This is a genomic window from Corynebacterium sp. Marseille-P4611, from assembly GCF_916618765.1.
In the GTDB taxonomy this organism is placed as follows: domain Bacteria; phylum Actinomycetota; class Actinomycetes; order Mycobacteriales; family Mycobacteriaceae; genus Corynebacterium; species Corynebacterium marquesiae.
Window position 1 is genome coordinate 1419552 of the sequence record NZ_CAKAKD010000001.1, and the last position, 12146, is coordinate 1431697.

The window sequence follows — 12146 nt, forward strand, 5'->3', positions numbered from 1 at the left end:
TGTTCTGCTTTCCCTTTTCTCTGTATTTAGACGCGACCTAACTTGGAAAGAGGAAGGGAAATAATTCCTAGCCAAAACATTTGAATCGCGTTCATTTTGGCGTAACTATTCCGACAACTTCGCGTAAATCGGGCGGCCTACTCTTAGTCCCATTCGCTTCCACTATGACTGGACGCGAACTCTCTCCCATTTACTAAGTATCAAGGAATTCTCGTGTCTCAACGACGTTTTTATAAGGCCGCTCTGATCACCTCCATCAGCCTGGCCGGTTCGAGCCTAATGGCTCCCGCTTTCGCTTCCGCTCAATCCCTTCCTAAAGCAGATATCTTCGATATGGCCCTCGACAATGGGGTTATCACCAACTCTGCCTCCGAAACCGAGCCGCTAACCATCGGTGCGCCCTCGGTGGAGCAAGACAGCGTGCTCGAGCGCCCCGTTGCTCAGTTCGACGGACGCAAAGATGCTGTCGGCTTCGATATCGGAGATAAGTTTGACCAAGTAAAAGACGGCTTCACCGTCGAGTGTGTCTTCCGCTATGACGGCGACTTTGACGGCAACGAAAAGAGCCTGTGTGCCAATAAGGAAGCTGGCGGTTGGGCAATGGTCATCTATGGTGACCAGCTAACCTTTACCGTCAATGCCAACGGTGGATACAAGAAGGCGCAGCAAAAGATGGAGCCGGGCCAGTGGTACCACGCGGTCGGCGTTTTCGATGGCACCAAGAATGAGCTCTACGTCAACGGCGAGAAGGTCGCCGAGAACACCGGTGCCACCGGTGAGATTAAAAAGCCAAAGAGCAACTCGACCGCTGTGATGATCGGTGCGGATTCTGGCCCAAACAATGGAGCCCAGTTCTACTCTGACGTGGCAGTCAGTGAAGCACGCGTCTTCTCCGAGCCGATCAGCGCACAAGACGTGACGGCGCTGTATGAGGATTCGAACCTGAGCACGGACAAGAAGGCGGAAATCACCAGCTCCACCCCAAGCGCAGGTGACCACCTGACCAGTCCGGTGACTTTCGACGTCGAGGTCAATGATGAAGCTCTTATCTCCCGTGAGCTCACCTACACCCTAGACGGTGAGGAGATTGAGCGTGGGCAGGAGATCGGCACTGGTCTGAAGGAAGGCAACCACGTCATCGAGGTTGAAGGCCACGATGTTTTTGGCAACCAAATCTCGCAGTCCATCGATTTCACTTCCGGCAACCTACCGGGTGCTGCCGGAACCGATTCCACTCCTACCGGAAACGGCGCTACCATTTCCGCCCGCGCCGAAAACCCGAGCGGCGGGGACGTGGAAACCACCTTTACTGAAGCAGATGTCAGCGTAGCGGAAAAGGGCTTCCAAGGAACCTTTGATGAAATCCCGGAAGAGCTGGATTTTGAATATCAGGATGGCGAGGACTTTGAGAAGTCTTTGAACCCGTCAAACGAAGAGGCACAGAAGTCCGCTTCTACCGAGAACATGCCATTCCAACGCTTTGACCTGTCCCTCAAGGACGCAGATAAGGAAACCCACGACCTTGCCTGGTCCGGAGCGGTGGATCCCAAGCGCGCCGTTCGCCTCATGGCGTGGAATACCAAGACCTCTGCGTGGGAAAAGCTCGCGGAGTCTCGCGGTGTATCCGAGGATCAGGTAAGCCTGAGCGCGCAGGTCAATAGCGATTTTGTGGATGGCGATACTATCCACACCATGGTGGTGGGCTATGACGTCTTTGCCGATGATCTCAATGAGCCGGTCAACGAGAAATTCGCAGATGCTAACGACTATGACTTCGCCATCGCGCACCACACCGATACGCAGTACCTCTCCGAAGGTGCGGTAGAGAAGGCCACTGCCGAGGAACGCAAGAAGTGGGAGGAAGGCTATACCGCCGCCACTAAGTGGATTGCTGACAACGCTGAAAAGCGCAAGATCGCGTACTCTGCACACACCGGTGACCTCATTGAAAATTGGCGTGTAGCAGGCTCTGACCGTGCCAACGCCAAGAAGGAGTTTGAGGTCGCGTCCAAGGCCCAGAAGAACTTGGAGGATGCAGGTGTGGTCAACGGCGTACTTCCGGGCAACCACGACAACATCAGTGGTGAAGATGTTGGTGCGGGCAACCTGTACAACGAGTACTTCGGCCCAGATCGCTACGAGGCACAGCAGGGCAAGGGCAATTGGGCCAAGGAAGATGCTTCGTATCACCCTTATGCTGAGGGCGATAACGACAACCACTATGACCTCTTTACTACCAACGGAATGGACTTCATCGCCCTGCACTTGGGCTATGACGTCACTGAAGAAGAGGCAGCCTGGGCCGATAAGGTGCTCAAACAGTACCCAGAGCGCAATGCCATCGTGCTCACCCACGCCTACCTTAAGCCATCCAATAGCCCTGACGGTCGCAACTCCGACTTCTCCCACGATGGCGTGATGGTTTATGACAACGTGATTAAGAAGAACCCGAACGTTGCGTTGGTCCTGGCTGGCCACGAGCACGGCGTATCCATTGTCACCCGCAAGGATGTAGGCCATACCAATAACCACGTGACCGAGCTCTTGGCGGACTACCAGTTCTACGAGGTCGGCTCCGATGAACTGGGTCTGACTGAAACGGGCAAGTACGATGGCGATACCGGCCTTCGCTTCGGTTCCAGCTACCTGCGTCTGCTGCAGTTTGACCTGAAAAACAATGAGATGGTGGTGGATACCTACTCGCCGTTGCTGGATGACCACAACGCCACCGAGTACGACGACCGCCAGCGCTATAACGGCCATGAAGATGAATTCCGTGTGCCGATTCAGTTCAAGACTCGCAAGACCGACTTCCAGACCAACTCCATGGTCGCGTTGACCGATACCGGCAAGGAAATTGGTAAGGACACCGCTAAGTCTGGTTGGCCTACGAGCACGATCTACAAGGACCTAAAGGCTGGTCAGACCTACGGCTGGTATGCCACGACTGCCGACGTCTCTTCTAAGGACACCACCAAGCGCGGCATCGTCCGCCAGTTCGGTGTCTTCACCGCGCAGGAAAACGCTGCTGATAACGCGGCTCCTGAGCTTGTCGTCCCCAGTGAGAAGCTCACCATCTCCCAGGGCGCAGAGGCTGATCTGACCAAGGGCGTGAGCGCCAAGGACAAGGAAGATGGTGATCTAACCGAAAAGGTGGAGGTCATCGGCAGCGTTGATACATCCAAGCCAGGCATTTATTCGGTCACCTACACGGTCTCGGACTCCGCTGGAAACCAAGCCATTGCTTCTCGAGTCATTGAAGTTACCGCCACCAATGACAACCACAGCGCGGGAAGCAGCTCCAGCTCTGATTCCTCTTCGAGCAGTTCCAACTCGAATCAAGGCAGCTCAGATCGGGTCCTCCCAGCCATCTTCGGAGCACTCATCGGCGCTGTAGGCGCCACCGGCATCATTGCGGGTCTTCTGAACTACTTTGCACCGGACACCATCCAGAAGCTGAAGAGTGCCTTCGGACTCTAAAGAGCACAGGATCTTTGCGAAGCTTAGGCTCGTAGAACTCCGCGGGAAATAAGACCAAAAGGCCGGATTGAGGATGAAAGTTCCTCGGTTCGGCCTTAAATCTATCCGCTTGCTAATACCACAGTGCTGAGAACAGCTAGCGCACCAACTTCACGCCCTGATCTTCCAACACGGTGGCAATAGCGTCTAAACCTTCGCCATCCATATCCATATCGGACGCGACAATGACGCTGGTGCGCTGCTCGCGTAGAAAGTCCGCGAGGTCATCGAGGTTGCGTGGCCCACAATCTTCGCAGCCGCGGATGCGGCCGAGCGCGTTGAAGAAGTCCGCGCGGGTGCGGATATGTTCAGTAATGAGGATGCGTCGCATGATTACTCCTCTGCGTCCGGGATAGAACAGAAGCTTTCATAGTGGTCATCGGTGTAGTACCACACGTCCGGGTCGGTCTCGCTGCCGCCGCCAGTGATGATGCGGCGGGCGCCGCGGTTGTGGCTGCCTGGGGTTTCTACCGTGTATTCGCGGTAGTAGTTCTTGTCCTGCTGGGGCAGCTGGCCCTCGTAATTGCCAAAACGGGCGTTGTCATTATCTGGATAGTCGTAGGGTCCGCCGGCCAAGATATCGTCTGCGGTGTCCTTGGCCTCGGCAGGGAGGGAAGACATCTCGCAAGTATCGGCGTCGCCAGCCTTAGCGCCGCCTGCGGACTCGGACGGCGAAGAAGCAGAGGAATCGCCATCGCCGCCGAGGTCGAAACCGAAGTAGCCTGCAACGACGGCAAGCGCAAGGCCACCGAGGGCAACGGGGAGCGATTTCTTGGACGCTTTGGACTTGGGCATACCTTTATTGTTGCAGGTGCGGCGCTAAAAGTATAAATCGCCCCGGGTCAATTGCGAGGCCAAAAATTGCCCCGTCACGGGGGTAGGTAACAGCATGTGGAAAGTACCCCAACAGAGGGTGATTTGCGCCCAAACTGTGAACCCTGGCGAAGGGCACCTTCCTGTCCTAGGCAGTTGAGCGTTCCCACCGCGCGCGGGGTAGTCTGTACGCATGGCAAAAGGCAGAATTCCGGACAGCGATATCCAAGCTATCCGTGAACGCGCGCCTTTAGAAGAAATCGTCGGCGAGTATGTGCAGCTCAAGCCGGCCGGGCATGATTCGCTTAAGGGCCTTAGCCCATTCAAGGATGAAAAGACGCCGTCCTTTCACGTGCGCCCGCAGCGCGGCTATTACCACTGCTTTTCCACCGGTAAGGGTGGTGATGTTTTCAGCTTCTTGATGGAGATGGAGCAGGTCTCCTTCCCAGAAGCCGTTGAAGCAGTAGCGCAGAAGATCGGCTATCACATTAACTACCAGGGCGGTTCCACAGGCGCGCGCAATGAGAAGCCCGGCACCCGCCAACGCCTCATCGCCGCGAATAAGGCCGCGCACGAGTTCTACCGTCAGCAATTGGAGACCCCGCAGGCGGCTACCGCGCGCGACTTTCTGCTGGATCGCGGCTTTTCCCGCGAAGTCATCTATGACTTCGAGTGTGGCTATGCGCCGGAGGGATGGGATACGGCCACCAAACACTTGCTGCGCTTAGGCTTTTCCTTTGAAGAGCTGGAGGCGGCCGGTATTTCCAAGATGGGCAAGCGTGGGCCCATCGACCGCTTCCATCGTCGCTTGTTGTGGCCGATTAAGGACCTTTCCGGCAACGTCATTGGTTTTGGCGCGCGCAAGCTTTTCGACGACGACAAGCTCGGCAAGTACATGAACACCCCTGAGACCATGCTTTACCGCAAGTCCAAGGTGCTCTTTGGCCTCGATTTGGCCAAGCGTAATATCGCCGAACAACACCAGGCCGTGGTGGTAGAAGGATACACGGATGTCATGGCTATGTATGCTGCAGGCGTCAAGACCGCCGTTGCTTCCTGTGGTACCGCTTTTGGCGGCGAGCACCTGCAGGTACTGCGCCGGCTCATGCTGGATGATTCCTACTTCAATGGCGAGCTTATCTATACCTTCGACGGCGATGAGGCAGGGCAGAAGGCCGCCATGCGCGCCTTTGACGGCGAGCAAAAGTTCACCGGTCAATCCTTCGTTGCCGTGGCCCCCGATGGTATGGATCCCTGTGATCTGCGTCTGCAAAAAGGCGATGCCGCCGTGCGCGAGCTTATCGCGGACCGCATTCCAATGTTTGAGTTCGTCATTCAATCCGTTATTGCGGAGTACAGCATCGACAGTGCTGAGGGGCGCCTGCAGGCCCTGCGCCGCGCGGTACCCGTGGTAGCACAGATCCGCGATCAACCTTTGCAGCGTGAATACGCCCGCCGCTTAGCTGGCTGGGTGGGCTGGCCTGATCCGGAAGAGGTTCTCCGACAAGTGCGCGCGGAGGCGCGCAAGCCAAAGAAGGCCGAAAAACCTACCATTCGCCGCTTCGAAAATGCGAAACAGCAGCCGGCACAACAAGACGTGCCGATGATCCATCCGCCGAGCCCGAAGGAGACCCACCTGTGGCCCCAGCGCGAGGCCCTCAAGCTGGCCTTGCAGATGCCGCAGGTAGCAGGCTCCTACTTCGACGGCATTACTGCCGACGCCTATACCAACGACGCCTACCGCCTCGTCCGCCAAGCCATTTCTACCGTGGGCGGCGCAGCTCAGGGCGCTACCATGCCGGCCGTGGAATGGATCGCCGCGGTAGCTGGTGAGATGCAGGATCTCACCGGCCGCAACTTTGTCTCCGAGCTTGCTGTAGAGGCCATTTTGCCTACCGACGTCGGCCCCGAAAAATACGCCGACTCCGTTCTTTCCCGCCTGCAAGAAACCGTGGTGGGGGACCAAATCGCCCAGTTGAAGGCTCGTCTTGGCCGCATGCGTCCCTCCGATGATGAGGCTAGCTATAACTCGCTTTTCGCTGACCTCGTCGCTCTTGAGCAGGCCCGTCGCGAGCTTAACGACCGCGCCTTTCGCGGCACGCCTCCCCAGGCATAAAAATCGCCCCTTGGCGCGACCCCAAATAAGGTGCGTGCCGAGGGGAGGGGAGGAGGCCTAAAGGCTAGTCTGCAATCGACCTAGTCCTCATCGGGCTCATAAATGCGGTCCGCATTATCCACCTGCGATCCGCGCAGCCGGCCCTTGCCCTTGCGCTTGGAAGACAAATCGCGAACCTCGCGCATACGCGGTTCCGGGTCCAAGCGGTTGGCCACCGCCTTACGTGCAGAAGTGACGGCGGACTTGGTCACGGGGGAGTTGACGGCCTTTTCGTAGGCGCCCTTGATCTGGTGGTAGCGCTTACGGCCAGCCTTAGTGCCAAAAACGTATCCTGCTGCGGCGCCGAAGACGAATTGGATCATTGCTTAGCGTGTCCCCTTATTCCTGTGCGAGTAAAAGTTCTCCACCAGCCTACCGCGAAGCTTTGGCACGCGCCGCCAACCACGAGTGAGGGGTGGCGATAGCCCCGCATTGGACTAGCACTTTTCATGGCGCGCAATACGCGCTAGTTTAAATGTGTGGAAAATAACAAGCGCAGGGATTCGGCGGCGGCTTCAGCAGTGGCGCTGGCCGCGCTTTTTACCGCGAGCATTTCTGCGGAATCTTCCGGCCATCAACCGGATACCGCCGCGGCGCACCAAGGCCCCAATTGGCCTGAAGAACGCTGAGCGGTGACCGCAAAGGTCTACCCGCCAATCCACGATTGTGCATGCGAGTTTAGCGTCGCGTTCACTTCCCCTTAACTTTAGCTAGATATTATTCGTGGGAATTTGATACTAGCAAAAGGTTTCTACGTTGAACTATCGGAATAATCTTCGCCCCGCAGTCCGTGGGCTCGCCCTGTGCGCGGCTACTGGGCTGACTATAGCCCTCGCACCGTCGGCCACAGCCCTTCCCGTGGCCGTGCCCCAGCTGCGTGAGCCTGTCACCCAGCAGTCCACCGGCCCGGCCCCAGTCCAGCACCCCGGTGCCCCGGTTCCAGAGCCGTTTAGCACAGATTATATCGCGGGCTTTGAATCCGATGTCTCGTCTTATCAATTTGGCAACTACTGGCAGGTAGTCCAGCTTTTTGACCACATTAAGACCCAGCCGGAAATCCGCCAAGAAAATATGGATAAGGCCGTGGCCATCAATAACGCCGCAGCCGGTGATCCCGCTTTGATCCGCCGCGCGCAGGCCGATGCCAAGGCCAGCTCGACGAGCGTGCTCAACGCCGTTTCTGACTCGATGGGCAAGAACCTAGGCGATGCCTTCCGCGCCGCCTTGGCCGAGCACCGCCTGCCCAAAACCGAATACCTTCTAGGGAATGGCTATGCAGCCCGCGCAGGCGGACTGGCCAATTCCACGATGTCTGAGAAGTACTACTTCAACTATCAACGCCCGTACCAGCGCGCGCCGCAGGCGATTAAGCGCTATGACGATGGTTCCAAGAATCTCTATCCCACCTCGCCAGCCTTCCCTTCGGGCCACACTAATCAGGCAACCTGGATTACCACGCTGATGTCCTTCATGCTGCCGGAGGTGGGCCCACAGCTCATGCTGCGAGGCGCAGAGGCCGGCAACCACCGCGTGGTCCTAGGAGTGCATTACCCGCTGGATGTCATCGGCGGCCGCATGACTGGCCAAGCCGCCGCAGCCGACCGCCTCAATGACAAGCGCATGCGCCATGCCCTATGGGAAGCCTCGATGGAAGTGCGCCAAGAAATTAAGTGGCGCACCGGCAAGACGGTAGAAGAATTGGTGGCCCAGGATAGGGCAGAGGGTACCGATTATCGGTCCACCGACGATGCGGTGGAACAGTACTCCACATTCATGGACTATGACTTTGCCCCGCGCTACCTCACCGACGCCCCGATGGTTGTCCCGCAGGCCGCCCCAGTGCTGCTAGCAGCGTCCCACCCAGAACTGACCTGGGATCAGCGTGCCGAGGTCCTCCGCCAGACCGCACGCCCAGCCGGCAATCCATTGGATTGGCAAGGAGAAGGAGGCTCGTGGCAACGCCTCGATCTAGCCCGCGCCATGGCTGCCAAGGTGACCATCACCCCAGACGGCGGCGTGAGTGTCAGCGGTTAGCAGGTTCTAAAACCTAAGCAGCCCTAAAACCTGAGCGGGGGTACAGGTTTCCTGCACATGGTTCAATGAAGAAGTATCTCCATCACTCTAAAGGAAGAGAATAATGACTAAGCCCAAGATCATGACGATTTACGGCACCCGACCGGAAGCTATCAAGGTGGCACCGGTCATCAAGGCGCTCGATAAAGATGAGCGCTTTGAATCCGTCCCAGTCTCTACCGGCCAGCATAAAGAGATGCTGGAGCAGGTCAACACCATGTTTGGCATTCAGCCGAAACACGATCTGGGGCTCATGAAACAGGGACAGGGGCTCAACGAGCTTGTCTCCCGCGCCATTGCTGGATTGGACTCCATCATTGAAGAAGAACAGCCGGACGTCATCATCTCCCAAGGCGATACCTCTACCGCTATGGCTGCAGCGCTTGCCGGTTTCCATCGCGGGGTAAAGATCGTTCACCTTGAAGCCGGTTTGCGCACCGGCGATATCCACTCGCCGTTCCCTGAAGAGGCGAACCGTAAGCTCATTGGTCAGGTAGCCGAGCTGCACCTTGCTCCAACCGCAGGCTCGATGGAGAACCTGCGTCGCGAGAATGTGCGTTCCAAGGACATCGTGGTCACCGGTAATACGGTCATCGATGCCCTGCTGGAGGCAGCATCCTGGGACACCAAGTTTGAGGACCCAGCTCTGCAGGAGGCCGCGGATTCGGATAAGCGGCTTGTCGTTGTTACCACCCACCGCCGCGAGAACCTTGAGGCTATGAAGGAAATTGGTGGTGCTGTTAAGGACCTGGCAGAAGCTTACCCAGAGATTAATTTCGCACTGCCGCTGCACCTCAACCCCAAGGTGCGCCAGGCGGTCCTGCCGGAGGTTGAGCACCTGCCGAATATCATCATCACGGATCCGCTGCCTTATGACCAATTTACGCAGCTGCAAAACCGTGCCACCATAATCCTGACTGACTCTGGCGGAGTCCAGGAGGAGGCACCAGCCTTGGGCAAGCCGGTACTAGTTATGCGCCAAAACACCGAGCGTCCCGAAGCCGTTGTCGCCGGCACCGTAAAGCTGGTGGGAACCAACCGTGAGCTCATCGTGGCCGAGGCTAAGCTTTTGCTTTCCGACAACGCCGCTTTCCAAGCCATGGCCAACGCCGTCAACCCCTATGGCGATGGCAAGGGCGCGCAGCGTGCGGTTGCCGCCATCGCGGAGCTGACCGGAGTAGGCGAGCGCGTAGACGATTTCCTGCCTGAGGTTGATTCCTCTAAAGGCCCCCAAGACAAGGAATAACTCGCGCGACTGCCGGAGAAAGCGGATATATTAAAGGTATGAAACCGCTGGATATCCGCTGTAATCACCAGGAGCGCATGAAGGCTGCAGACATCTTAGGGGATGCGCTTTCGGCAGGGCAGATTGACCTCGATGATTTTGAAAAGCGCTCGGCCGCCTGCGTTGATGCAACGACCCGCGCTGAGCTCATCGAGCCGCTGGCTGACCTAGTAGAGGACCCAGAAATGCTCCTTTTTGGGCAGGAACGAAAAATCGCAAAGCCGTATGCGGGCCAGCAAGAATCCAGAGCCATCGCCAAGGTGGAGCAGGCCATCCGCCAGGTGCAGCCGAGCGTGCAGGAGACGCGCTCCCTTGCGGTGGGGATTTTCGGCGGTTCTACTGTCAGCGGCGGGGCAGTAGCTCGTTCCCTGACTGCCTTGGGCCTTTTCGGCGGCGTGGACATTGATCTCACGGGTGTAGCCCTGCACAGTCGTTCTACCACCATCGAGGCGGTGAGCCTCTTTGGTGGCGTCGACGTCTATATTCCCGAAGGCTTCCGCGTCCACGTCAGCGGCGTAGGCCTTTTTGGCGGACATGACCTCAAGGTAGAGAACGGCGCCATCCATCCGAATGACCTGCCCGTGGATGCGCCAAAAATCAACGTCAATTGCTACAGTCTCTTCGGCGGCGTAGACGTGCATGTGGGACGGCGATACGGCGGTTAAGTAGGCTTAGGAGTTCGAGGGCGTATCTGGATTAGGGCTTGGTCTCAGACACGCTCACAGCACTTTTCCGGACCCTTCGAGCCGGCTTTGGAAGACCCGCGTCAGTCTTCGGCCTACAAGGAGCATTTGATGTGCTCGGGGTGGTGCTGCAAACGTCGGGAAGCTGGTCTAGCGCGGTGGACAGTGGCGTAGAGCAGTTAGTCGCACGGGACCGCTGCCTCCTGCATGGCTTGCCAATGGGTTGCGTCCCCTAACGTGGTGTATCTGTAGCCCGCGGTAAGTCTTGTGCCGGTGTGCATGAAGGCGACCATCGCGGGTACCTTTCGAATCAACTCTTACCTATCCTCGAAAGGAAGTACCCTGCGATGGCCGCTGACCCTCATCATATCGATCCGACCGCGTATCTCGAAGAGCTACTGACTCAAGCGTCCCCAGATTTGATGCGCCAAATGCTCACTGACTTCATCAACCAGATTCTTTCCGCCCAAGCAGACACCGTCTGCGGGGCTGATTACGCCACCGTGTCAGCCGAGCGCACCAACACACGTAATGGCTACCGTCATCGCCAACTTGATACCCGAGTCGGCAGCATTGATGTGGCAATCCCGAAGCTACGCACCGGCGCATTTTTCCCTGACTGGCTGCTAGAGCGCCGCAGCCGCACCGAGCGTGCCCTGACCACAGTCATCGCCACCTGTTACCTGAAAGGAGTCTCCACTCGCAGGATGAACGACCTGGTGGCCACCCTTGGGATCAACAACTTGTCGAAGTCTCAGGTCAGCCAGATGGCCAAAGAACTCGATGACATGGTCGATGACTTCCGCACCCGCCGGCTTGACCAAGGCCCCTACCACTTTGTCTCCTGCGACGCGCTGACAATGAAGGTGCGGGAAGGAGGACGTGTCGTAAAGACCAGCGTGTTGCTGGCCACAGGTGTCAACGCTGACGGCTACCGAGAGCTTTTGGGCATGCAGGTTGCCACCGCGGAATCTACCGCGTCGTGGACCGGGTTCTTTCGGGACCTCATCGCCCGTGGCCTGACCGGGGTATTCCTCGTTACTAGTGATGCCCATCTTGGTATTCAAGCAGCCGTGGGTGACTGCCTGCCGCAGGCTAGTTGGCAGCGGTGTCGAACGCACTTCGCGAAGAACCTCTCGGCCCAGGTTCCCAAAACCCAATGGCCGACTCTGTCAGCGATGTTTCACACAATCTTTCAGCAACCCGATGCCGCTAGTGTGTGGGCCCAAGCTCGTGAGGTTATTGAATTCTGCCAGCAGAAATTCCCTCACGTTGCCACCTACCTCGAGGAGTGTCTCGACGAGCTGTTGGCGTTTACCGCTGCGCCGAGAGCGGTGTGGACCAAAATCTGGTCGAATAACCCCACTGAACGGCTCAATAGGGAGATCCGCCGGCGTACCGATGTCGTAGGAATCTTCCCAAACCGAGACGCTGTTGTGCGCCTTGTTGGGGCGGTTTTGGCCGAACAGCACGATGACTGGATCCAACAGAAGCGTTATATGTCACTGACCAGCCTGGCACAGACCAAAGAGATAATCGCCGCTGGGGTCATCGACGAGGACCGCGACAACAACCAGGAGATCGCCGCGTGAATACCCTCACCCCTTATCCCCGAGAT

General features: G+C 57.6%; 10 protein-coding genes. 7 read left to right on the forward strand and 3 right to left on the reverse strand.

Annotated features, from left to right (window positions below; genetic code table 11):
- Positions 1 to 213 precede the first annotated feature (213 nt).
- Complete coding sequence (locus LG376_RS06905; RefSeq protein ID WP_225746613.1) at positions 214 to 3480, forward strand: immunoglobulin-like domain-containing protein; 3267 nt, start codon at positions 214 to 216, stop codon at positions 3478 to 3480.
- A 136-nt stretch (positions 3481 to 3616) separates the two neighbouring features.
- On the opposite strand, the gene LG376_RS06910 is transcribed toward LG376_RS06905, so the two are convergent.
- The gene (locus LG376_RS06910; RefSeq protein ID WP_225746614.1) at positions 3617 to 3850 is read right to left on the reverse strand and encodes a hypothetical protein; all 234 of its coding nucleotides are present in this window, start codon (positions 3848 to 3850) and stop codon (positions 3617 to 3619) included.
- A gap of 2 nt (positions 3851 to 3852) precedes the next feature.
- Positions 3853 to 4314 (reverse strand): ribonuclease domain-containing protein, encoded by a 462-nt coding sequence (locus LG376_RS06915; RefSeq protein ID WP_225746615.1) that lies wholly within the window; start codon positions 4312 to 4314, stop codon positions 3853 to 3855.
- 211 nt (positions 4315 to 4525) lie between these two features.
- Here LG376_RS06915 and dnaG point away from each other — a divergent pair, with 211 nt between their 5' ends.
- Positions 4526 to 6448: a DNA primase gene (gene dnaG / locus LG376_RS06920; protein ID WP_049378554.1), complete on the forward strand. Its 1923-nt coding sequence runs from the start codon at positions 4526 to 4528 to the stop codon at positions 6446 to 6448.
- 80 nt (positions 6449 to 6528) lie between these two features.
- On the opposite strand, the gene LG376_RS06925 is transcribed toward dnaG, so the two are convergent.
- Positions 6529 to 6810: a hypothetical protein gene (locus LG376_RS06925; RefSeq protein WP_005324241.1), complete on the reverse strand. Its 282-nt coding sequence runs from the start codon at positions 6808 to 6810 to the stop codon at positions 6529 to 6531.
- 156 nt (positions 6811 to 6966) lie between these two features.
- On the opposite strand from LG376_RS06925, the gene LG376_RS06930 reads away from it, so the two are divergent.
- The 5 genes from LG376_RS06930 (at position 6967) to LG376_RS06950 (ending at position 12120) form a co-directional block, all read left to right on the forward strand.
- Positions 6967 to 7116: a hypothetical protein gene (locus LG376_RS06930; RefSeq protein WP_005324243.1), complete on the forward strand. Its 150-nt coding sequence runs from the start codon at positions 6967 to 6969 to the stop codon at positions 7114 to 7116.
- A 127-nt stretch (positions 7117 to 7243) separates the two neighbouring features.
- Positions 7244 to 8521 (forward strand): phosphatase PAP2 family protein, encoded by a 1278-nt coding sequence (locus tag LG376_RS06935; RefSeq protein ID WP_225746616.1) that lies wholly within the window; start codon positions 7244 to 7246, stop codon positions 8519 to 8521.
- Between the two features lie 103 nt (positions 8522 to 8624).
- Entirely contained in the window at positions 8625 to 9806 is a 1182-nt protein-coding gene (gene wecB, locus LG376_RS06940; RefSeq protein ID WP_225746617.1) for a non-hydrolyzing UDP-N-acetylglucosamine 2-epimerase, read from the forward strand.
- A gap of 38 nt (positions 9807 to 9844) precedes the next feature.
- Positions 9845 to 10510: a DUF1707 domain-containing protein gene (locus tag LG376_RS06945; protein ID WP_225746618.1), complete on the forward strand. Its 666-nt coding sequence runs from the start codon at positions 9845 to 9847 to the stop codon at positions 10508 to 10510.
- Positions 10511 to 10875: 365 nt separating this feature from the next.
- Positions 10876 to 12120, forward strand: a complete 1245-nt coding sequence (locus LG376_RS06950; RefSeq protein ID WP_049377104.1) for an IS256 family transposase — start codon at positions 10876 to 10878, stop codon at positions 12118 to 12120.
- Positions 12121 to 12146 lie beyond the last annotated feature (26 nt).